19 protein-coding genes and 1 riboswitch are annotated in these 21898 nt (G+C 68.4%); of the genes, 17 read left to right on the top strand and 2 right to left on the bottom strand.

From position 1 onward, the window contains the following. Positions 1–12 precede the first annotated feature (12 nt). The 3 genes from uca to AB0B28_RS14520 are packed head-to-tail and all read left to right on the top strand — an operon-like array spanning position 13 to position 6064. Positions 13–3588 (top strand): urea carboxylase, encoded by a 3576-nt coding sequence (uca, locus tag AB0B28_RS14530; protein ID WP_360120871.1) that lies wholly within the window; start codon positions 13–15, stop codon positions 3586–3588. After that, positions 3585–5282, top strand: coding sequence for an allophanate hydrolase (gene atzF, locus AB0B28_RS14525; RefSeq protein ID WP_360120869.1), 1698 nt, complete (start codon positions 3585–3587; stop codon positions 5280–5282). The genes uca and atzF overlap by 4 nt, the downstream gene beginning before the upstream one ends. Before the next feature lie 29 nt (positions 5283–5311). Next, positions 5312–6064 carry a maleylpyruvate isomerase family mycothiol-dependent enzyme gene (locus tag AB0B28_RS14520; RefSeq protein ID WP_360120867.1) on the top strand — a complete coding sequence of 251 codons (753 nt, stop codon included), beginning with the start codon at positions 5312–5314 and terminating at the stop codon, positions 6062–6064. A 54-nt stretch (positions 6065–6118) separates the two neighbouring features. Here the strand turns inward: AB0B28_RS14520 and AB0B28_RS14515 are convergent, their stop codons facing one another. Next, positions 6119–7624, bottom strand: a complete 1506-nt coding sequence (locus AB0B28_RS14515; protein WP_360120865.1) for an alpha-N-arabinofuranosidase — start codon at positions 7622–7624, stop codon at positions 6119–6121. A 125-nt stretch (positions 7625–7749) separates the two neighbouring features. Then, a complete protein-coding gene (locus tag AB0B28_RS14510; protein ID WP_360120863.1) occupies positions 7750–8748 on the bottom strand; it encodes a LacI family DNA-binding transcriptional regulator in 999 nt (332 codons plus the stop codon). A 278-nt stretch (positions 8749–9026) separates the two neighbouring features. On the opposite strand from AB0B28_RS14510, the gene AB0B28_RS14505 reads away from it, so the two are divergent. The 14 genes from AB0B28_RS14505 to AB0B28_RS14440 all read left to right on the top strand — a co-directional run bounded on the left by AB0B28_RS14505 (position 9027) and on the right by AB0B28_RS14440 (position 21729). After that, the gene (locus AB0B28_RS14505; protein ID WP_360120960.1) at positions 9027–9368 is read left to right on the top strand and encodes an L-rhamnose mutarotase; all 342 of its coding nucleotides are present in this window, start codon (positions 9027–9029) and stop codon (positions 9366–9368) included. Further along, positions 9365–10528, top strand: a complete 1164-nt coding sequence (gene rhaI / locus AB0B28_RS14500) for an L-rhamnose isomerase (RefSeq protein ID WP_360120861.1) — start codon at positions 9365–9367, stop codon at positions 10526–10528. The genes AB0B28_RS14505 and rhaI overlap by 4 nt, the downstream gene beginning before the upstream one ends. Further along, positions 10529–12556, top strand: coding sequence for a bifunctional aldolase/short-chain dehydrogenase (locus AB0B28_RS14495; RefSeq protein ID WP_360120859.1), 2028 nt, complete (start codon positions 10529–10531; stop codon positions 12554–12556). It begins immediately after the preceding gene. Continuing rightward, positions 12553–13983: a rhamnulokinase family protein gene (locus tag AB0B28_RS14490; protein ID WP_360120857.1), complete on the top strand. Its 1431-nt coding sequence runs from the start codon at positions 12553–12555 to the stop codon at positions 13981–13983. Before AB0B28_RS14495 ends, AB0B28_RS14490 begins: the two co-directional genes overlap by 4 nt. A 58-nt stretch (positions 13984–14041) precedes the next feature. After that, complete coding sequence (locus AB0B28_RS14485) at positions 14042–15337, top strand: extracellular solute-binding protein (protein WP_360120855.1); 1296 nt, start codon at positions 14042–14044, stop codon at positions 15335–15337. Positions 15338–15351: 14 nt separating this feature from the next. Beyond that, positions 15352–16347 (top strand): sugar ABC transporter permease, encoded by a 996-nt coding sequence (locus AB0B28_RS14480; RefSeq protein WP_360120853.1) that lies wholly within the window; start codon positions 15352–15354, stop codon positions 16345–16347. Beyond that, a complete protein-coding gene (locus AB0B28_RS14475; protein WP_360120851.1) occupies positions 16344–17222 on the top strand; it encodes a carbohydrate ABC transporter permease in 879 nt (292 codons plus the stop codon). Before AB0B28_RS14480 ends, AB0B28_RS14475 begins: the two co-directional genes overlap by 4 nt. Then, positions 17222–17815: a DUF624 domain-containing protein gene (locus AB0B28_RS14470; RefSeq protein WP_360120849.1), complete on the top strand. Its 594-nt coding sequence runs from the start codon at positions 17222–17224 to the stop codon at positions 17813–17815. Before AB0B28_RS14475 ends, AB0B28_RS14470 begins: the two co-directional genes overlap by 1 nt. Positions 17816–17922: 107 nt before the next feature. Further along, positions 17923–18537, top strand: coding sequence for a hypothetical protein (locus AB0B28_RS14465; protein ID WP_360120847.1), 615 nt, complete (start codon positions 17923–17925; stop codon positions 18535–18537). 336 nt (positions 18538–18873) lie between these two features. After that, positions 18874–19482 carry a CDP-alcohol phosphatidyltransferase family protein gene (locus AB0B28_RS14460; protein WP_360120845.1) on the top strand — a complete coding sequence of 203 codons (609 nt, stop codon included), beginning with the start codon at positions 18874–18876 and terminating at the stop codon, positions 19480–19482. Positions 19483–19605: 123 nt separating this feature from the next. Further along, positions 19606–19983 carry a glycine cleavage system protein GcvH gene (gcvH, locus tag AB0B28_RS14455; protein WP_360120843.1) on the top strand — a complete coding sequence of 126 codons (378 nt, stop codon included), beginning with the start codon at positions 19606–19608 and terminating at the stop codon, positions 19981–19983. A 34-nt stretch (positions 19984–20017) separates the two neighbouring features. Then, complete coding sequence (locus AB0B28_RS14450) at positions 20018–20452, top strand: FHA domain-containing protein (RefSeq protein WP_360120841.1); 435 nt, start codon at positions 20018–20020, stop codon at positions 20450–20452. Between the two features lie 132 nt (positions 20453–20584). Continuing rightward, positions 20585–21055, top strand: coding sequence for a bifunctional nuclease family protein (locus AB0B28_RS14445; RefSeq protein WP_360120958.1), 471 nt, complete (start codon positions 20585–20587; stop codon positions 21053–21055). Between the two features lie 116 nt (positions 21056–21171). Beyond that, positions 21172–21729: a MerR family transcriptional regulator gene (locus AB0B28_RS14440; protein ID WP_360120839.1), complete on the top strand. Its 558-nt coding sequence runs from the start codon at positions 21172–21174 to the stop codon at positions 21727–21729. Positions 21730–21750: 21 nt separating this feature from the next. Continuing rightward, positions 21751–21870, top strand: a riboswitch (glycine riboswitch). Positions 21871–21898 lie beyond the last annotated feature (28 nt).

The raw sequence follows: 21898 nt of genomic DNA, 5'->3' as shown, positions 1-21898 counted from the left end.
GTGGGTCCTGTGGTGTTCGAGCGAATCCTGATCGCCAATCGCGGCGAGATCGCGCGGCGGATCGCGCGTTCGGCGCATCGGTTGGGTGCGCGGGCGGTGGCGGTGTATTCGGAGGCGGATGCGGCGTCGTTGCATGTGCGGGAGGCGGATGTGGCGGTGTGCGTGGGCCCGGCCGCTCCGGCGCAGTCGTATCTGAACGTGGACGCGATCTTGTCGGCGGCGAAGGATTCGGGTGCGCAGGCGGTGCATCCGGGGTACGGGTTCTTGGCCGAGAACGCGGAGTTCGCGCGGCGGGTGGCCGAGGCGGGTCTGGTGTTCGTCGGGCCGAGTCCGGAGCATCTGGAGTTGTTCGGGGACAAGGTGACCGCGCGCGAGGCTGCGGCCGCGGCCGGGGTGCCGCTCGCTGCGGGGACCGGGGCGCTCGGTTCGGTCGATGCGGCTGTGGAGGCGGCCTCGGGGATCGGGTTCCCGGTGATCGTGAAGGCTTCGGCCGGTGGCGGGGGTATCGGGATGCGCGTGGCGAACGACGCTGCGGAACTGGCCGAGGTGTTCGCTTCGGTGCGGCGGTTGGCGGCCGACAATTTCGGGGACGACGCGGTGTACTTGGAGCGGTTCGTGCGGCGGGCGCGGCATGTGGAGGTGCAGGTGTTCGGCGACGGTCTGGGCCGGGTGGTGAGCCTTGCGGACCGGGACTGCACGTTGCAGCGGCGCCATCAGAAGGTCGTCGAGGAGGCCCCCGCGCCGCATCTCCCGGAAGCCGTACGCGAGGGGATGCACAGTGCCGCAAGGGCTTTGGCGGCTTCGGCTTCGTATCGTTCGGCGGGGACGGTGGAGTTCATCTACGACGCCGAGCGTGAGGAGGCGTCGTTCCTGGAGTTCAACACACGGTTGCAGGTCGAGCATCCGGTGACCGAGCGGATTCTGGGGATCGACTTGGTGGAGTGGATGATCCGCGCCGCCGCTGGGGACACCGGGTTCCTCGACGAGATTCCGGATTCGGGTCCGGCGGTGATCGGGGCAGCGGTGGAGGCGCGGGTGTACGCCGAGGACCCCGCGCGCGACCACCTGCCTTCGGCCGGGCTCTTGACCTGTGTGGACTTCCCTGAGAGTGCCCGGGTGGACACGTGGATCGAGCGGGGCCTGGAGGTGCCTGCGGTCTACGACCCGATGCTGGCGAAGATCATCACCGGCGGCGAGACCCGTGAGCAGGCGTGGGCGGCGCTGGCTGAAGCGTTGGACGAGACCAGGATCGAGGGCGTCCACACGAACCTGGGGCAGTTGCGGGCCGCGGCGGTCGATGCGCGGGTGGCGGCGGTCGCCCATGACACGGGGACGGTCGCTTCGATCAGGGACGCGTCGCCGCGGATCGACGTGCTGGCGGCGGGGGTGCTGACCACGGTGCAGGACTTCCCGGGCCGGATCGGGCACTGGCAGGTGGGGGTGCCGCCGTCGGGGCCGATGGACGACCTGTCGTTTCGCCTGGGCAACCGCGCTCTGGGCAATGACGAAGGTCTGCCGGGTCTGGAGTGCACGATCGCGGGGCCGAGTCTGCGGTTCAGCGTCCCGGTCACGGTGTGCGTGACCGGCGCACCGGTACCGGTCGTCCTCGACGGGGTGCCGGTGGCGCAGTGGGAGCCGGTCCGGGTACCCGCCGGCGGGGTCCTCGACATCGGGCAGATCGCAGGCGCGGGCGCTCGCGCGTATGTGCTGTTCCAAGGGGGCCTTGACGTTCCGACGTTTCTCGGTTCGGCTTCGACGTTCCCGCCCGGGCGCATCGGCGGCTACACCGGCGACCAGCTGCGGGTGGGGGACCGGCTCGTTCCGGTCCTCGCCGAAGCCCCCGCCACTGCGATCCTTGTTGAGGACCGGCCCGTGTTCGGCCACGACTGGGCGCTCGCGGTCACCCCCGGGCCGCAGCCGGCGCCGCATTACTTCACGCAGCGGGACATGGAGCGGATCTACGACGCGTCCTGGACGGTGCAGGTCCATGCGGGGCGTTCGGGGGTGCGTCTGGACGGGCCGCGCCCCGAATGGGCGAGGCGTGACGGCGGTGAAGCGGGGCTGCACCCTTCGAACCTGCACGACAATCCGTATTCGGTGGGGACGGTGAACTTCACCGGGGACACTCCGGCATTGTTGGGCCCGGACGGGCCGAGCCTGGGCGGGTTCGCGTGTCCGTTCACGGTGACCTCGTCGGATCGGTGGAAGCTCGGGCAGTTGCGCCCCGGCGACACCGTCCGGTTCGTGCCCGTGGCCGAGGCTGAAGCCGACCGGCTGCGCGCCAACCCGATCGCCGCGCCCGTGCCGTTGCCGCGGGCTGCTGAGGATGCGGCCACGCTCGCTGTGATCGAGGCGGACGGCGACCGTCCGGCGGTGGCCTATCGGCGGGCCGGGGATGACGCGGTGCTGCTCGAATACGGTCCGATGCAGCTCGACCTGGGCCTGCGGATGCGGGTCGGGGCGCTCATGTCGGCGCTGGCCGAGGCCGCCCCGGCGGGTCTGATCGACACCACGCCCGGCGTGCGGTCCCTCCATTTGCACGTCGACCCCGACGTACTCCCGATCCGGGCGCTCACGGGCCTGTTGGTGGAGTTGGAGGCGGATCTGCCCGACATCGAGGACATGGTGGTGCCCTCGCGTCAGGTGCGGTTGCCGATCTCGTGGAACGACGCGGTCGTCGATGAGGCGATCGCCCGCTATACGACCAATGTGCGCGACGACGCGCTGTTCAATCCTTCGAACATCGAGTTCATCCGCCGCATCAACGGGCTCGACCGGATCGAGGACGTCGCCGAGCTGGCCACGGCCGCCGAGTGGCTCGTGCTGGGCTTGGGCGATGTGTATCTGGGCGCTCCGGCGGCGGTGCCGATCGATCCGAGGCACCGCCTGGTCACCACGAAGTACAACCCGGCGAGGACATGGACGGCCGAGGGGACCGTAGGTATCGGCGGGTCGTACATGTGCATCTACGGAATGGATTCACCCGGCGGGTACCAGCTGGTGGGGCGGACGGCGCCGATCTGGTCAGGGCTGCGGGACCTGCCCTCGTTCAAAGACGACCTTCCGTGGCTGCTGCGGTTCTTCGACCGGGTGGTGTTCGAGCGCGTCACCGAGGACGAGCTGGCCGAGCGGCGCCGCGAGCTCGCGGCCGGGCGGGCCGAGATCGACATCCGCGAGGGCGAGTTCGCGTTCGCCGACTACCGGCGGCTGCTGCGCGACAACGCGTCCGAGATCGAGGCGTTCCGTACCCGCCAAGCCGCCGCGTTCGAGGCCGAACGCGCCCGCTGGGCCGCGGCCGGGGAGTTCGACCGCGACCACACCGAACCGGCCCCGCACGGCGACGCCACGGTCCCGCTCGCTCCCGGTGAGGTACTGGTGGAGGCGCCGATGGCCGCGAGCGTGTGGCGCCTGGACGTCAGCGAAGGCGACACGGTCACCGCCGGGGACACGGTGGTGGTCTTGGAGGCGATGAAACTGGAGATGCCGGTAGCCTGCCCTGCGTCCGGGACGGTGGCGCGCGTGCTCGCCGCGCCCGGCGACCAGGTCGCCCCCGGCGCGCCGCTGCTGGTCATCGGCGGCACCAAGTGAACGAGGCGAGGAGCACTGTGAGCGCAGCATCCATACGGACCCGAGTCGAGGCCGCCTATGCGCGGATCGCCGAAGTGGCCCGGCCGGAGATCTGGATCGCCCTGCGCGACAAGACACATGTCCTGGCCGAGGCGGGCCGCACCGATCCGAGCCTGCCGCTCGCGGGGCTGCTGTTCGCCGTCAAGGACAACATCGACCTCGGCCCCAGCCCGGAGGGGGAGCGGTTCGCGACCACGGCGGCCTGCCCCTCCTACGCGTACACCCCCGAAAGCAGCGCCTCAGCGGTCGTCCGGCTCCAGGAAGCGGGCGCGATCTGCATCGGGAAGACCAACCTCGACCAGTTCGCGACCGGCTTGGTCGGCACCCGCAGCCCCTACGGGGCCGTCCGGTCCGCCGCCGACCCCGACCTGATCTCCGGCGGGTCCTCATCCGGTTCGGCCGTGGCCGTCGCCTTGGGGATCGTGGACTTCGCGCTCGGCACCGACACCGCCGGGTCGGGACGCGTTCCCGCGGCCCTGGGCGGCATCGTGGGATTGAAAGCGACCCTCGGGGTGATCCCGGTCGACGGGGTCGTGCCCGCCTCGCCTTCCTACGACTGCCTGACCGTGTTCGCGCCCGACCTCGCGCTCGCGGCCGAGACGATGCGCGTCATGTCCCCACCGACCTCAGCAGACCCGGCCTGGCGGCCCTGGCCCGCCCACCTCCACCTCGCCGCGCCGCCGCGCCCGCGCCTGGCCGTCCCGATCGAGGCGAACCTGGCCGCCCTCGACCCCGACTTCACACCACTGTGGACCAAAGCGCTGGAAGCGTTCGCCGCCGCCGGCGCCGACCTCGTCCCCTTCGATGCCAGGCCGCTCCTGGACGCCGCACTCCTGCTCTACGAGGGCGCGCTCCTGGCCGAACGCTACGCCGCGTTCGGCGCCCACCTCGACACCCTCCCGGCCGACGCCGACCCCACCGTCGCCGCGATCGTCAGAGCCGCAGGCAAATTCAGCGGCGCCGACCTCGCCTTCGACCAGCAGCGCCTGCGCGCAGCCCGCACCAAAGCGGCCGCACTCCTGGCCGACTTCGACGCCCTGGTGCTCCCCACCGCGCCCCGCCACCCCACGATCGCCGAAGTCGGGGCCGACCCGATCGGCCTCAACGCCCTCATGGGCACCTACACCAACTTCGTGAACCTCCTCGACATGGCCGCCGTCGCCGTCCCCGCCGGACGAGCGGGCACCAAGCACTTCGGCGTCTCGGTCATCACCCCCGCCTTCGCCGACCAAGTCGCGATCGACCTCGCCGCCCGCTACCTCGGCGTCCCCGCCCCCCTGTTCGCCCCCGCCGATACCGAACTGGTCGTCTTCGGCGCCCACATGAAAGGCATGCCCCTCAACCGCCAACTCACCGACCTCGGCGCCCGCTACGACGGCGAGATCACCACCGCGGCGGCCTACCGCATGTACGCCCTCGACACCACCGTCCCCAAACCCTTCCTCGTCCGCGACGAACGCGGCACGAACCTGCCCGGCGAACGCTGGCTCCTCTCCCGGGCCGCCCTCGGCACCTTCCTCCATGCGCTCCCCGCCCCCATGACCCTCGGCCCCCTCGAACTGGCCGACGGCACCTGGACCACCGGCTTCACCGCCAACACACCGACCGGAGTCGACATCACCGAGGAAGGCGGCTGGCGGGCCCACGTGGGGTGAGCGTCGGGGGTGCGTGGCAGGATCGCGGCATGGATTTCCCCGTGTTGCACTCGCATCTGGTCGCTGAGGCCGCCCGTTTCAAGTCCGCCGTATTGGCCGCCGATCCGAAGGCGGTGGTGCCGTGCTGCCCGGATTGGGACGTGACGGGTCTGGTCGACCATGTGGTGGAGGTGTACGACGACAAGGTGGCGTCGATGCGGCTGTTGCGGGAACCGGTCGAAGCGGATCTGCCGGTGCGCCAGGGAGATGTCGAGGCGCGTTTCGATGACGCCCTGGCCGAGCTGCTCGGCGAGTTCGCGGCCCGGGGTCCGGAGACGCTGTCGTACACGTGGTACGGGCCGGATCAGACGACCGGTTTCTGGATTCGTCGCATGGCGCAGGAGACATTGATCCACCGAGTGGACGCCGAGCAAGCCGCCGGACTGCCGGTGACGGTCGCGGATGGGGCGCTGGCCGCCGATGGCGTGGACGAGTTCTTCGAAGTCATGATGGCCTGGGGGAGTCGGGCCTACCGCGAATGGGTGGGCGGGGTCCTGGAAGCCAACGACGGCCTGTCGATCGGATTTGCGACCGAGGGCCGGGCATGGACCGTGTCAGTGACCCCTGAAGGCATTGATGTGACCGACGGCCTCACTTCGAAGGCGCGGGCGACCGTGTCTGGTTCGGCGCATGAGGTGCTGCTTTGGTTGTGGCGGCGGACCTCGGTCGAGGCGGTGACCGTCGAGGGCGACAAGGCTGCGGCCGTAGCGTTCTACGACATGGCCGACACCTTCGCCCAATAGCAGGCGACGAGTTCGGGCCCGCAGCACAGCTGCGGGCCCGGACTCGTTGTGCGCCTAGGCGATGCGGATGGTGTTCCAGCTCATCGGCGGCAACTCGACCGTGATGAGACCTTCCTTCACCGTCACTTCCTTGTTGACGGCGGGGGTGACGCGCTCGGGCTCGGCGAGGGTGTTCTTCGCGTGCGGGTCGGCGTCGGTCAATGTCGAGACCGCCACATCGGTGAACGCGGGCAGCGTCGCCGCGTCGATCTCCAGCGAAAGCGGGGATTCGAGGTCGCGGTTGACCGCGAACACCGTGATCGTGCCGTCCTCGTTCGCCACGGCCACCGAGTGCAGCGCCGGCACCTCCCCGTACTTCGCGGTGTCCAGCACCGGAGCGTCCGCGTTGACGCCCAGGACGGTCCCGCGGCCGTGCGCCGAGGCCTCGGCGAAGGGATAGAACGTGGTCTGGCGCCAAGCCGGGCCGCCCGGTTCGGTCATGATCGGGGCGATCACGTTGACCAATTGGGCGAGGCAGGCGGCGGTGACCCGGTCGCAGCGGCGCAGCAGCGTGATCAGCAGCGACCCGAACACCACGGCGTCCATCGCCGAGTAGACGTCTTCGAGCTGGCGGGGTGCGACCGGCCACGGCTCAGCCTGCTCCGGTGCGGGCGCGTCCTGATACCAGACGTTCCACTCGTCGAAGGCGATGTTGATCTTCTTGTCGCTCTTGAGCTTCGCGCCCACGGCGTCGGCGGTGGCGATCACGCCGTCGATGAACAGCTCCATGTCCTGGGCGCTGGCCATGAACGAGGCCAGGTCGCCGCCGTGGGGCTGGTAGTAGGCGTGGGCGGAGATGTAGTCGACCGATTCGTAGGACTGGGCGAGGACTTCGGCCTCCCAGGCACCGAAGGTGGGCATGGCGCGGGAAGAGGAGCCGCAGGCGACGAGGTCGAGGCCGGGGTCGATCATGCGCATGGCGCGGGCCGTCTGGTCGGCGATGCGGCCGTACTCGGTGGCGGTGCGCTGGCCGATCTGCCAGGGGCCGTCCATCTCGTTGCCCAGGCACCACAGCTTGATGTCGAAGGGCTCGGCGTGGCCGTGGGAGCGGCGCAGGTCCGACCAATGGGTGCCGCCGGGGTGGTTGGCGTATTCGAGGAGGTCGAGGGCCTCTTCGAGGCCTCGGGTTCCGAGGTTGAGGGCCATGTTGGGTTCGACGCCGACGGTGCGGCAGAAGGTGATGAACTCGCCGAGTCCGAACTGGTTGGTCTCGGTGGTGCGCCAGGCGAGGTCGAGGCGGCGGGGACGGTCCTGTTTGGGGCCGATGCCGTCTTCCCAGCGGTGCCCGGAGACGTAGTTGCCGCCGGGGTAGCGGATCATCGTGGGGCCGAGTTCGGCGATGAGGTCGAGGACGTCGCCGCGCAGGCCCTCGGGGGTGGCGGTGGGGTGGTCGGGTTCGTAGATGCCGGTGTAGACGCAGCGGCCGAGGTGTTCGACGAAGGAGCCGAAGAGGCGGTCGGGGACTTCGGCGACAGTGAAGCGGGGGTCGAATTCGATGCGTGCGCGGTGGTGGTCGGCCATGATCGCCTCCGGAAAAACTCGATGTGAACGGTCACTTGAGCCCTCGTGGGCCCGGTGCGCGCTGACGCTACCAGAGCCCTCCGCGGCTCCCACCAGGGGACTTTACCGTTACAGTGATCGGTGTATCAAGCGGTCGACGCCCGCGCCACCAGCTCGGGCTGGAACACCACGTTGCGATGCGTGTGCCCCTGGCCCTCACTGATCTCATCGAACAGCAGCTGCGCGGCCGTGCGGCCCAGTTGCGCCCGGGGCTGGCGCACCGACGACAGCGGCACCGCCGCCGCGGCGGCGAAGTCGATGTCGTCGTAACCGACGATCGCGCATTCCTGGGGCACCTTCACCCCGTGCATCGTCAGCCCTTGCAGCGCGCCAAGGGCCACCAGATCGTTCGCGCAGAACACCGCCGTAGGCCGCTCGGGGCGCGCCAGCATCGCCTCGACCGCCTCCCGGCCGGCCGCCACGTTCAGCCCCGGGGTCGCCAGCACCTCCAGGTCCACACCGGACTCCTCGCAGACCTGTCGGCACCCGGCCAGACGATCGGCCACCTGCGGAATCGACGCCGGACCCCCCACGAAAGCGATCCGCCGATGCCCGCGCTCAGCCAGATGCGCGGCCGCCAGGCGCCCGCCGTGCACGTCGTCCACCGCCACCGAGCAGTACGGGTGCCGTCCCGCCCCCCGGTCGACCAGCACCACCGGAATGTCATGCCCGGCAAGGCGTTCGATCCACGACGCCGACGAATCGTCCACCGGCGTGATCAACAGGCCCAGCACCCGCTGCTCCTCCAGGATCTCCAGATGCCGCCGCTCGCGGCCCACATCCTCACCCGAATCGCACACGGTCACCACGCCCCCGGCCGATTCGATCAGCGGCTCGGCCCCGCGCACCACATCGGTGAAGAACGGGTTCGCCACGTCCAGCACCACCACCGCGACGTTGCGCGAACGCCCCGCCCGCAACTGCCGCGCCGAATCATTGCGCACATACCCCAACTCGGCGATCGCGGCCAGCACCCGCGCCCGCGTCTCCTCGGCCACCGCATCGGGCCGATTGAGCACATTCGAGACCGTGCCCACCGACACGCCCGCCGCGCGGGCCACATCCTTCATGCTGGTAGTGCTCATCGTCACCTCACGAAGTCTATCGGGAACACCAGGGGCGGTGGGGCCCTCCGAAATCGGTTTGAAACGGTTCAACACCGGAGGGCGAACCAGAGGAGCATATACCGAACCGTGTTCGAAAAAGATGGTGGCCGCACCTTGACAACCGCGTACTCCACGTTCTAACTTATCGAAACCTACTCATGAAACGATTCAAAAACGTGGTGGCAACACACCGCGTCCCCGCCTCAGGAGGCACCTACGTGACGACGGCACCACAGGCAGGACCGCCGCACACCCGCGTGTGCTTCACGCTCCGCGTCAAACCCGAACGCATCGCCGAATACCGCGAGCGGCACGCCCAGGTCTGGCCCGACATGCTCACCGCCCTCCAGGACGCCGGATGGCGCAACTACTCGCTGTTCCTGGCAGACGACGGCCTCCTCGTCGGCTACCTGGAGACCGACGACTTCGACGCCGCCCGCGCCCGCATGGCCGATACCGAGGTCAACACCCGCTGGCAAGCGGAGATGGCGCCGTTCTTCGAAGACGAGACGTCCGCCGACGATGCGTTCCGCGTCCTGCCCGAAGTGTTCAACCTGGAGACCCAACTGGCCGCCGCTGCCGAAGGAGCCCGCCGATGAGCGCCACCCACGTCAAGCGCGTCCTCGCCGCACAGAGCATCGAACTGCCCTCCTGGGCGTTCGGCAACTCCGGCACCCGCTTCAAGGTCTTCCCCCAGCCCGGCGTCCCCCGCGACCCCTTCGAGAAACTCGCCGACGCCGCCCAAGTCCACCGCCACACCGGCGCCGCCGGCACCGTCGCCCTCCACATCCCCTGGGACAAGGTCGACGACTACGCCGCCCTCACCTCCCGCGCCGAGGACCTCGGCATCGGCATCGGCACCATCAACGCCAACACCTTCCAAGACGACGACTACCGGCTCGGGTCCGTGTGCCACCCCGACCCGGCCGTGCGGCGCAAAGCCACCGACCACCTGCTCGAATGCGTCGACATCATGGACGCCACCGGCTCTGCCGACCTCAAACTCTGGTTCGCCGACGGCACCAACTACCCCGGCCAAGACTCCATCACCGCCCGCCAGGACCGCCTCGCCGCCGTCCTCGACGAGGTCTACGCCCGCCTGGGCGAGGGCCAGAGGCTCCTTTTGGAGTACAAGCTGTTCGAGCCGGCGTTCTACACCACCGACGTCCCCGACTGGGGCACCGCCTACGCCCACACCCTCCGCTTGGGCCCCAAGGCAAAGGTCGTCATCGACACCGGCCACCACGCGCCGGGCACCAACATCGAGTTCATCGTCGCGGTCCTCCTGCGGGAAGGGAAACTCGGCGGGTTCGACTTCAACTCGCGGTTCTACGCCGACGACGACCTCATGGTCGGCGCCGCCGACCCGTTCCAACTCTTCCGCATCCTCTGCGAACTCGCCTCCCACGACGCGCTCGAGCCAGGTTCAGGCATCGCCTACATGCTCGACCAGTGCCACAACATCGAAGCGAAGATCCCCGGCCAGATCAGGTCGGTCATGAACGTCCAAGAAGCCACCGCCAAAGCACTCCTGGTCGACCGCGACGCCCTCGCCAAGGCCCAAGCCGCAGGCGACGTGCTCGGCGCGAACGCCGTCCTCATGGACGCCTACAACACCGACGTCCGCCCCCTCCTGGCCGAACTGCGCGAAGAACAAGGACTCGATCCCGACCCGATGCGCGCCTACGCGGCCTCGGGCTACACCGAACACGTCACCGCCGACCGCCTGGGCGGCACCGCCGCCGGATGGGGGGCCTAGATGACCAGCGCCGAACTCATCGCCCGGTCCAACCGGCTCGGTGCCGACAAGCGGAACACGAACTTCGCCGGCGGGAACACCTCCGCCAAAGGCACCGGCACCGATCCGGTGACCGGCGAGGACGTCGAACTGTTGTGGGTCAAGGGCTCCGGCGGGGACCTGGGGACGCTCACCGAGCAAGGCTTGGCGGTGCTGCGCCTGGACCGGTTGCGGGCCATGGCCGGCGCCTATCCGGGGGTCGATACCGAAGACGAGATGGTCGGCCGGTTCGACTACTGCCTGCACGGGCGGGGCGGGGCCGCGCCGTCGATCGATACGGCCATGCACGGCCTGGTCGAGGCGGCGCATGTGGATCATCTGCATCCGGATTCGGGGATCGCGTTCGCGACCGCGGCTGATGGGCCGGCGTTGACTGAAGCGTGTTTCGCAGGCCGGGTGGTGTGGGTGGATTGGCGCCGTCCCGGATTCCAGTTGGGGTTGGACATCGCGGCGGTACAGGCGGCGAACCCGCAGGCCATCGGGTGCATTCTCGGCGGTCACGGGATCACCGCATGGGGTGCGACGTCTGATGAGTGCGAGGCGAACTCGCTGGAGATCATCCGTGGCTGTGCGGCGTATATCGCCGAGCATGGGAAGGCGGCGCCGTTCGGTGCTGCCGTCGCCGAGCAGGCCCCGCTCGATGCGGGGGATCGGGTCGCGCGTGCGGCGGCGCTGGGGCCGGTGATCCGGGGGCTGGCGTCGACCGATCGGCGCCAGGTCGGGCACTTCACCGATGACCCTGCGGTGCTTGAGTTTCTGTCCTCGGAGCGGTTGTTCGATCTGGCCGCGTTGGGCACGTCGTGTCCCGATCATTTCCTGCGCACCAAGGTCCGGCCTCTTGTCGTGCGTACGTCGCCTGGGGCGCCATTGCCGGAGGTTATCGCTCACCTCAAGGAGGCGCACGCGGCCTACCGGGCCGACTATCAGGCCTATTACGAGCGCTACGCCGAGGCCGATTCGCCGGCGATGCGCGGCGCCGACCCGGCGATCGTCCTCGTCCCCGGGGTCGGGATGTTCTCCTTCGGGCAGAACAAGCAGACCGCGCGCGTCGCGGGCGAGTTCTATGTGAACGCGATCAACGTGATGCGCGGCGCCGAGGCGCTCTCGACCTATACGCCGATCGACGAGTCCGAGAAGTTCCGCATCGAGTACTGGTCCCTTGAAGAGGCGAAACTCCAACGCATGCCGGCGCCGAAGGCCCTGGCCGGGCGCATCGCGTTCGTGACCGGCGCGGCTGGTGGGATCGGGAAGGCGACTGCCGCGCGGCTGGCGAGCGAGGGCGCGTGTGTGGTGATCGCCGACCTCGACGAGGCGAAAGCCGAGGCGGCTGCGGCGGAGATCGGCGGGGCCGATGTGGCGCTCGGGGTGGCGTGTGATGTCACCGATGAGGCTTCGATCAAGGAAGCGTTGGCGGCGGCGGTGGTGGCCTTCGGCGGCGTCGACCTGGTGGTGAACAACGCGGGGTTGTCGTTGTCGAAGCCGCTCTTGGAGACCACGGCCGCGGATTGGGATCTCCAGCATGACGTGATGGCGAAGGGTTCGTTCCTGGTCTCGCGTGAGGCCGCGCAGGTCATGGTCGATCAGGGCCTGGGTGGGGACATCGTCTACATCGCTTCGAAGAACTCGGTGTTCGCCGGTCCGAACAACATCGCGTACTCGGCGACGAAGGCCGATCAGGCGCATCAGGTGCGCCTGCTCGCCGCTGAGCTCGGGGCGCACGGGATTCGTGTCAACGGCGTGAACCCGGACGGGGTGGTGCGCGGGTCGGGGATCTTCGCCGGTGGCTGGGGCGCTGAGAGGGCCGCCGTCTACGGGGTCGAGGAGTCCGAGCTGGGTCGGTATTACGCGGGCCGGACGCTCCTGGGACGCGAGGTGCTGCCCTCGTCGGTCGCCGATGCGGTGTTCGCGCTGGTCGGCCCGGATCTGGGGCTGACCACCGGGGTGCACATTCCGGTGGATTCGGGCAATCCTCAGGGGTTCTTGCGATGAGTGTGGTGGCTGCGGTCGATCTGGGGGCGTCGTCGGGACGGGTCATGGCCGCGCGCGTCCACGACGGCCGCGTTGATCTGGTGCAGGTGGCGCGGTTTGCGAACCGGGCGGTGCCGGTACGGGGGCGCTTGTACTGGGACGTGCTCGGCCTATGGTCAGGCATCCTCGACGGCTTGCGGGCCGTGGGGGATGCGGTGTCGGTCGGGGTGGATTCGTGGGCGGTCGACTACGGGCTCCTCGACGCCGAAGGGCACCTGATCGCCAACCCGGTGTCCTACCGGGACGCCCGCAACAGCGCCGCGCGCAAGGAGTTCCTGGCCGAGCATGACGAACAGGCGTTGTTCGCGCGCACCGGGATCCAGTCGCAGCCGTTCAACACCGTGTTCCAACTCGCCGCCGAAAGTCCCGAGACTCTCACGGCGGCGAAGCGTCTGCTGCTGATGCCGGACCTGTGCTCCTACTGGCTGTCGGGAGTCATGGCCTGGGAGGCCACCAACGCCTCCACCACCGGCCTGGTCGACCTCCAGACGCACACGTGGATACCCGGCCTCGCCCCCGACCTGCTCGGGCCGATCACGGCCACCGGTGCCATCCTCGGCCCGGTCCTGCCCGAGATCACCGCCGCCACCGGCCTGGCCCCGAACACGAACGTCGTCGCGACGGCCAGCCACGACACCGCCGCCGCCATCGCCGCCATTCCCTACCAGCACACCGCCAGCGCGTTCATCTCCTGTGGGACTTGGTCGCTGGTCGGTATCGAACGCGATACGCCGGTCACCGGTGAGGCGGCGCGTGAGGCGGGGTATACGAATGAGCGTGGCGCTGACGGGTCGGTGCGGTTTCTGCGGAACGTGGCCGGGCTGTGGCTGCTGAGTGAATCGTTCAATGCCTGGCGGGCCCAGGGTCTGGACGTGGATTTGGGGGAGGTGCTCGACCGGGCTGCGAAGCTGCCGCCTTTGGTGTCGGTGGTCGATCCCGATGACGCCCGGTTCGCGGGGCCGGGGGACATGCCCGAGCGCATTCGCGGCTTCTGCGTCGAGACCGGTCAGCCGGTTCCTGAAAGTCCGGTCGAGGTCGCGGCGTGCGTGGTGGATTCGCTCGCTTTGGCGCATCGGCGGGCGATCGAAGGCCTTGAGCGTCTCACCGACATCGCGGTTTCGGCGGTGCATCTGGTCGGTGGGGGAGCGAACAACCACTTGTTGTGCCAGCGCACCGCTGATGCGACTGGCCTGTCGGTTTGGGCTGGGCCCGATGAGGCCACGGCGCTGGGCAATGCGCTGGTTCAGGCCCAGGCGGTCGGGCTCGTCGCGCCAGGGAGCGAGGCCCGGCATGCGGTGGCGCGGGCTTCGGCGCGGCCGAGACTTCACACTCCCCAAGGGTCTCAGGGCCCGTGGGTTGCGGCCGCTGCGCGGTTGCATTCGAACTGAATCGCATATATCCAGCCCGCTTCGGTGGGACCCCTCAATCAAGAAGGAGCAATCAACGATGATCCGCCACTCTTCCGGTTTCCGGCGACGTTCCCTCCTCGCCGGTGCCTCCGGCGCCGCCGTCATGGCGGCCGCTGCCGCGTGCGGGGGCGACGGTCCCGCGGGCACGGCCGACGACCCGATCGAGATCAGTTTCGAATGGTGGGGCGACGGGGCGCGCGCCGAGATCACTCAGCAGGCCGTCGACTTGTTCGAGGAGAAGAATGTGGGTGTGAAGGTCCGCACGAACTTCGCGGACTTCCCGACCTACTGGGAGTCGATGACCACGCGCATGGCCGCGAAGGACCTGCCCGACGTGCTCAACATGGACTACTCGCGGCTGCTGCAGTTCGGTGGCAACGGGCTGCTGCTGCCGCTCGAAGGGGTGGTCGACACCTCTGACTTCATCGAGGGTTTCCTCGACACGGGGCATGTGAACGGTGAGCTCGTGGCCGTGCCGATCGCGGGCAACACGCTCGGGCTGATCCATCGCGACGACTGGTGGGGCGATGCCGGCGTCACCCTCGAGGCCGGTTACACGTGGGAGGACTACCACCGGTCGATCGCGACCGTCTCGGCGACGCTCGATGAGGGCAAGTGGGGTGGCGGGGACTACGCGGGCCAGTACCACTTCATGGAGTTGTGGCTGCGCCAGCAGGGTGGCAGCTTCTACACCGAGGACGGCAAGGCCCTCAACTTCGATCAGGACACGCTGGTGGCCTGGTGGTCGATGACGCAGGACTTGCAGGCGGCCGGGGATGTCCCGCCGATCGACGTGTCCTCTCAGTGGGCTCCGGAGAACGGGTTCGTCCTCGACGCGGTCGGTGCCGACCTCGGTTGGGACAATTTCCTGGCCTGGTATTCGCCGACGGTGGCCGAGAACGGCGGGACGTTGGCGCTGGCGGCGCCGCCGACGCTGGATCCGACCAATCTCGGGCTGTATTTGAAGCCGTCGATGCAGTTGTGCGTCTCTGCGACCACGAAGTATCCCGAGCAGTCGGGGAAGCTCATCGACTTCCTGCTCACCGATCCCGAGGCGATCGCGATCCTCGGTACCAACCGGGGCGTCCCGGCTACCAATGTCGGGCGTGACAATGTCGAGATCGATGCGATCGCGCAGCAGGTCCTGGACTATGAGGCGAGTGTGGAGCAGTACCTGACCGCGCCGCCTCCGCCGCCGCCTGCGGCGACCGGCGGCATCGAGGTGAAGTTCGGCGAGATCTACGAGCAGGTCCTGTTCGGCGAGCTCGCGCCCGATGCGGCTGCCGCTACGTTCTTCACCGAGGCCGAGACCCTCTTGGCCGCCGAGCAATAACGAAGGAAACTGCCGTGTCAGCGTCATCTCCCACCACCGCGCCGAGCCTGGGCCGGGCCGGTGCGGCCGACGCGCCACCGCAGCGCCCGAGCCGAGGGGCGGCCAAGCGCCGCTCCTCGGCCGTGCGCGGCGGTGAGCGCCTGGTCGGTTACACCTTCATGGTCCCTTGGCTCATCGGCACCGCGGTATTGACGATCGGGCCCATGGCTTGGTCGCTGTATCTGTCGTTCACCGACTACCACCTCATCCGGGGCGGTAGTTGGGTCGGGGCGGCCAATTACACCGCGATCTTCTCTGACCCGATGTTCGCTCGCGCGGTCAAGGTCACCGTCGTGTACGTCTTGGTCGCCGTTCCGGTCAAACTCGTCGCTTCGCTGTTGGTCGCGATGTTGTTGTCGCAGCAGCGGCGGGGTATGGGGTTCTATCGGGCCGCGTTCTACATGCCGTCGCTCATCGCCATGAGCGTGGGTGTCGCTTTGATCTGGAAGGCCTTGTTCAGTAACGATGGGGCTCAGGATCGGTTGATGAGTGCGTTCGGTTGGGAGGGCGGGGGTTTCCTGGGGAACCCTTCGGTGTCGATTCTCATGCTCGTGCTGCTGGCCGTTTGGAGTTTCGGTGCGCCGATGGTGATCTTCTTGGCCGGGCTCATGCAGGTCCCGCAGGAGCTTTATGAGGCGGCTGATGTCGACGGCGCCAGCAAGTGGAAGAAATTCGTCCACATCACGTTGCCGATGCTGTCCCCGGTGATCTTCTTCAACGTCCTGATGGAAACCGTCGGTGCCTTCCAATTGTTCGGCCCCGCCTACATCATCGGCGGCGAAGCCGGTACCCCGGCTTGGTCGACCCTGTTCTACACCGTCCGCATCTACACCCTCGCGTTCACCGACTTCCGCATGGGCTACGCCTCGGCCTACGCCTGGCTGCTCGTCGTAGCCGTCGGCATCGTCACCGTCATCATGTTCCGCGCCGCCCGCGGACTCGTCTTCTACGCCGGAGAGGACCAACGATGAGCGCCGAACTCACCGCCCCACTGGCCCCGAGCAAGAGGCCCGCCACGCGGGTCAGATCACTCGTGTGGCACCTGTCCATGCTCGCCGTCCTCGCCGTCGTGCTCTACCCCCTGCTGTGGGTCGTCGCCGCCTCCCTCAAAGGCAACGCCGACATCATCACCGACACCGCGCTGTGGCCCCAGCAGGTCACCTGGGAGCACTTCGCGGGCGCCTTCGAGGGCCTGGCCGGCATCCCGCTGTGGCGGTTCTTCTGGAACTCCTTCCTCATCGCGGCCCTGTCGGTCATCGGCACCGTCGCCTCCTCGGCGATCACCGCCTACGCCTTGGCCCGGCTCAAGTTCCCCGGCCGCACCCTCATGCTCGGCATCGTCATCGCCACGCTCCTGCTGCCCGGCCAGGTCATGCTCATCCCGCAATACCTGATCTTCTCCGAACTGGGCCTGACCAACACCTATGTGCCACTGGTCATCGGCAAGTTCCTCGCCCTCGACGCGTTCTTCGTGTTCTTGTTCATGCAGTTCCTGCGCGGCATCCCGCGTGAACTCGACCAGGCCGCGACCATCGACGGGGCCGGGCACTTCCGGATCTTCTTCTCCATCCTGCTGCCGCTGCTGCGCCCGGCGATCGTGACCTCCTCGATCTTCACGTTCATCTGGTCGTGGAACGACTTCATGGGACCCCTGATCTACCTCTACGACATGGAGAAATTCCCCCTGCCGCGCCTCCTGCAGTCCTACGCCAACTCCGAAGGCGTCGCCAACTACGGCGGCATGATGGCCATGACGCTCCTGTCGCTGGTCCCGGTGGTCCTGTTCTTCCTGGTCTTCCAGAAGTTCCTCATCAAAGGGATCGCCACCTCCGGAGTCAAAGGCTGATGGCCACCGCCGCCGGGGACCGGCGCCGGGCATTCGGCGAAGGGTTCGCGCTCTTCGCCGAATGCCTCCTGGTCGGCACCTGGATCACCCTCGCCGCACTTCCCGTAGTGACGATCCCGGCCGCATTCGCCGCCGCCACCAAGCACCTCAACGCCCACACCAACGGCGAAGCGGCATCATGGCGGCTGTTCTGGAGCGACTACCGCACCGCGTGGCGCAGCGCCTGGCCGGTCGGCCTCGCCCTCATCGGCGCCGCAGCGCTCCTGGCGGTCAACCTGACCGTCCTCGCCCAAGAAAGCGTCCCCTACCGGCCCGGATTCGCCCTGGCGACGTTCCTCGTCGCCGCCCTCGCCGCCACCGTCCTCCTCAGAGCCTGCGCCGCCTGGACACCGGCAACGAAGTGGCGCACCAACTTCAGCCAAGCACTGGCCGACACCAGAGAAGACCCCTCGGGGACCGGGATCCTCCTAGGAGGCCTGATCGTGTTCGCGGCCAGCGCGTGGGCACTGTGGCTGTTGATCGTGCCGATGGCCGGATGCCTCGCCGGCGCCGCCGCCGCGGTCCACCGAAGGCGCCTCGACCGAAAGGAGTAGCCCCACACCGGTCAAGCGGTACTTGCGAAGGACTGCAGTTCCTTCCAGCGACGGTCATCGATCCTTGCTAGCGTGTGCGTAACAACCCCCGCGCACGGAGGTACCGCATGACCGACACGCCCACCACCCGCACCCGGCCGACCTCGGTAGCCATCGCCGTCTGGCTCCAGATCCTCCTGGGTCTGTTCCTGATCGCCCAGACCATCGTCGGCATGATCTATGGTCCCGACTCCCAAGCCGCCGCCGAAGCCGAACTCGAAAGCCAAGGCTTCGCCTGGTCGGACCTGCCCGAGGGCTTCACGTTCGAACAACCGCCCGCCCTGGCCTACACCCAGATCGGCATCGGCGTCCTCGTCGTCCTCCTGGCCCTCCTCGTCGGCGCCGGAAAACGACCCGCCCGCATCATCACCTGGGTCGTCCAACCCATCGTCCTCATCTGCGGCGGCTTCCTCGCCTACTCCCAGCTCTTCGCCTCCGCCGAATCCATCGACGCCGCCATCGACGCCTCCGGCGGACCCGACGGCATCGACACCACCGCGCTCCTCGACGCCGTGAACGGCGCCTACCCCGCCTGGACCGCCGTCATCTCCTACGGCTTCATCGCCCTGGGCGTCCTGGGCTCGATCGCGATCATCATCCTGCTCGCCGTCCCCTCCGCCAACGCCTACTTCCGCAAGAGCGCACCCGAAGCACCCTTCATCCCCGGCGCACCACCGGCATAACACCCAACGCAGCGCCCGAAACCAACCCGGGCCGGCCCGTCGGGCCGGCCCGGGTTGTTTCCCATCACGTTTTCGCGCACCCCGCACACCCGCACCGCACTCCTCACAGGAACCGCGCCCCTCGCCCCCAGCTCGCCAAACCACCACCGGAGAGGCCCACCCGGGCCCGCCCGGGCCCCGATTTCCGCGACACGCGTGTCGGCACCTCCGGTTAGAATCGCGATACACCCACCGCACCTGTCCGCCTACCGACGCATGGACCGCTCGCCGCACCGGCGAGCGAGAGGAGACCGACCCCAAGGCCCCGGCCACACCTGGGCCGGTGAGAGGAACGCCTTGAGCAAGTCAGCAGCAGCGCCGCCCCAAGGATGGGGCGTCTGGACGTGGCCGAACCTGGTCACCGCCATCCGCCTGCTCGGCATCCCGCTGTTCTGCTACCTCCTGCTGGGCACCCAGTACTACTGGCAGGCCGCCCTCGTCCTCGCCGTCGGCGGCGGCACCGACTGGGTCGACGGCCAAATGGCCCGCCGCATGAACCAAGTCTCCAAACTCGGCCGCCTCCTCGACCCCTTCGTCGACCGCCTCTACATCCTCACCGCCCTCCTCACCCTCACCTACATCGGCCTCCTGCCCTGGCTGTTCACCCTCGCCGTCCTCGCCCGCGAAGCGCTCCTGGTCTCCATCGTCATCACCTTGCGCTGGCACGGCTTCGCCCCACCCCAAGTCCACTTCCTCGGCAAAGCCGCCACCACCGTCGTCTTCACCTCATTCCCCGTCCTGGTCATCGCCGGACTCGTCTCCGCCGCCGACGTCTGGGCCAAACCCCTCGGCTGGGCCCTGGCCTGGTGGGGCCTGGGCCTGTACTGGCTCGCCGCCCTCGTCTACCTACGCCAAGCCGCCGGCCTCATCCGCACCGGCAACACCCACACCCCCATCACCGCATGACACCGGCCCCACCCCTCGCCGGTCACCCCGCTGTGGCCCCGCCGCACGAGCCCCGGCGCCGGGCGATACGGTCATGATCGTCCGACCCGCCGAGTGGCGGGTGTCCTTAGAGAGGAGCGCCAGGTGAATCCGGAGCAACTGCGTTACACCGCGGAGCACGAGTGGGTCGAGGAGAAAGACGGCAACGTCGTCCGCATCGGCATCACCGACTTCGCCCAGAACGCACTCGGCGACGTCGTATACGTCCAGCTCCCGGAGGCAGGAACCCAGGTGCGGGCCGGTGACGTGGTCGGCGAAGTCGAGTCGACCAAGAGCGTCTCCGACGTGTACGCTCCCTTGACCGGTAAGATTCTTGCGTGCAATGACGAATTGTCGGAATCCCCGGAACTGGTGAACAGCGACCCCTACGCAGCGGGCTGGATGTTCGACATCGAAGTCGAGGACGCCGGCTCGCTCGCCGCTTTGCTCGACGCCGGAGCGTATGCGAAGCTTACGGAGTGACCAGAGGGTCCAGACTTGCAGAAGGTGGCAATCCATGACGCGTTCGAATGACGAGTTCCCTCCGCCGGATGTGACGGCCACGATGAACCTGTCCGCCCTCCAAGAGGGCGGCGAGGTCGACGCGGAACTCAACTCCGCCCGCCTGGCCGACTCACTGCCCGCAGGCACCGCACTGCTGGTCGTCCGCAGAGGCCCGAACGCCGGCGCGCGCTTTTTGTTGAACACCGAGGTGACCACGTCCGGACGTCACCCCGACTCCGACATCTTCCTCGACGACGTGACCGTCTCGCGGCGCCACGCCGAATTCCACCGCGACGCGGCCGGATTCACCGTCCGCGACGTCGGCAGCCTCAACGGCACCTACGTCAACCGCGAACGAGTCGAAACCGCAGGCCTGGGCAACGGCGACGAAGTCCAGATCGGCAAATTCCGCCTCGTGTTCATCGCCGGACCCAAACCCGCCGCATAAACGGCGAGCCGAGGTCGGCACGCACGAGCGGCGCGAAGCGCCGACGAGTAGGCTGAAGAGACTCAGGACCCGCCCGGGACTGCCCGCGGCGGGTCCTCGTTCAATCGGGTGCGAACCGTTGGAGGCGAACCGGTGCGGATGATGACCGTAGTCGGAGTCCGCGTGGAACTGCCGAGCAACCAACCGGTCGTCCTGCTCAAGGAGACCGACGGCCACCGCTACCTGCCCATCTGGATCGGCACCGTCGAAGCCGCGGCCATCGCCTACCAGCAACAGGACGTCCAACTCTCCCGCCCCCTCACCCACGACCTCATGCGGGACCTCCTCGACGCCCTCGACGTCCCCCTCACCGCCGTCGAGATCACCGAACTGCGGGACACCGTCTACTTCGCCGAACTCGTCCTCGACGGCACCACCCGCGTCTCCTCCCGCTCCTCCGACGCCATCGCCCTCGCCCTGCGCACCGACGCCCCCATCTGGTGCGCCGACGCCGTCCTCGACGAAGCCGGCGTCGTCCTCCCCGACACCCAAGAAGACGAAGTCGAGAAGTTCCGCGAATTCCTCGAAGACGTCACCCCCGAAGACTTCGACGAAACCCGCTAAGCCCCCGCTTGACCAGCCACAACCGGCTCGAAGTTTTCTCTCGTTCCGGCCATCGTGGACCCGCCGTGCCGCTACGCTCACCTTCGTGAACACCATCGGCAGGCGGGGAGGACGCGATGGACGCCCACAGTGAACCAACCGGACGACTCACCGTCCCCCCCAGCCAGATCCGCGGCTGGAGAGGCACCGCCGCCTGCCGCGTCGTCGGCATCACCTACCGCCAACTCGACTACTGGGCCCGCACCGGCCTGGTCGAACCCAGCATCCGACCCGCCTCCGGATCAGGATCCAACCGCCTCTACTCCTTCCGCGACATCATCGTCCTCAAGGTCATCAAACGACTCCTCGACGCCGGCGTCTCCCTCCAGAACATCCGCAAAGCCGTCGAAGCGCTCCGCTCCCGCGGCGTCAAAGACCTCGCCGAGATCACCCTCATGTCCGACGGCACCACCGTCTACGAATGCCGCTCCGCCGGCGAAGTCATCGACCTCCTGCGCGGAGGCCAAGGCGTCTTCGGCATCGCCGTCCGCACCACCGTCACCGAAGTCATGGGCCGCCTGGCCACCCTCCCCGGCGAAGCCCCGGTCAAAGCACCCACCCAACTGCATGCGGCCAAAACACAGGCCCCAGGCCACACCACAGGCGTGCCCGGTAGCAGACGCACCGCATCCTGACCTACCATGGCCCCAGAGCCGGAAAGACTGGTGGGAGAGTCCGCGCAGCCCGCGCCGCCCGAAAGCGGCACAGGCCCGGCGCGGCACCGAAGGGGCAAGTCTCTCTCCGAACCTCTCAGGTAGCAGGACCACCCGTCAATGGCCGCTCTGAAACCGGGCACCCGGTGAC

This window comes from Glycomyces sp. NPDC046736, from assembly GCF_040645615.1.
Taxonomy (GTDB): Bacteria; Actinomycetota; Actinomycetes; order Mycobacteriales; family Micromonosporaceae; genus Glycomyces.
This window is presented reverse-complemented; position numbering and strand designations above follow the sequence as displayed.

Coding starts and splice junctions, on each gene's coding strand:
- AB0B28_RS14490 (WP_360120857.1), top strand. CDS start 12,553: ATGAGTGTGGTGGCTGCGGTCGATCTGGGGGCGTCGTCGGGACGGGTC.
- AB0B28_RS14520 (WP_360120867.1), top strand. CDS start 5,312: ATGGATTTCCCCGTGTTGCACTCGCATCTGGTCGCTGAGGCCGCCCGT.
- AB0B28_RS14495 (WP_360120859.1), top strand. CDS start 10,529: ATGACCAGCGCCGAACTCATCGCCCGGTCCAACCGGCTCGGTGCCGAC.
- AB0B28_RS14515 (WP_360120865.1), bottom strand. CDS start 7,624: ATGGCCGACCACCACCGCGCACGCATCGAATTCGACCCCCGCTTCACT.
- AB0B28_RS14485 (WP_360120855.1), top strand. CDS start 14,042: ATGATCCGCCACTCTTCCGGTTTCCGGCGACGTTCCCTCCTCGCCGGT.
- AB0B28_RS14450 (WP_360120841.1), top strand. CDS start 20,018: ATGACGCGTTCGAATGACGAGTTCCCTCCGCCGGATGTGACGGCCACG.
- AB0B28_RS14510 (WP_360120863.1), bottom strand. CDS start 8,748: ATGAGCACTACCAGCATGAAGGATGTGGCCCGCGCGGCGGGCGTGTCG.
- AB0B28_RS14440 (WP_360120839.1), top strand. CDS start 21,172: ATGGACGCCCACAGTGAACCAACCGGACGACTCACCGTCCCCCCCAGC.
- rhaI (WP_360120861.1), top strand. CDS start 9,365: ATGAGCGCCACCCACGTCAAGCGCGTCCTCGCCGCACAGAGCATCGAA.
- AB0B28_RS14465 (WP_360120847.1), top strand. CDS start 17,923: ATGACCGACACGCCCACCACCCGCACCCGGCCGACCTCGGTAGCCATC.
- AB0B28_RS14470 (WP_360120849.1), top strand. CDS start 17,222: ATGGCCACCGCCGCCGGGGACCGGCGCCGGGCATTCGGCGAAGGGTTC.
- AB0B28_RS14475 (WP_360120851.1), top strand. CDS start 16,344: ATGAGCGCCGAACTCACCGCCCCACTGGCCCCGAGCAAGAGGCCCGCC.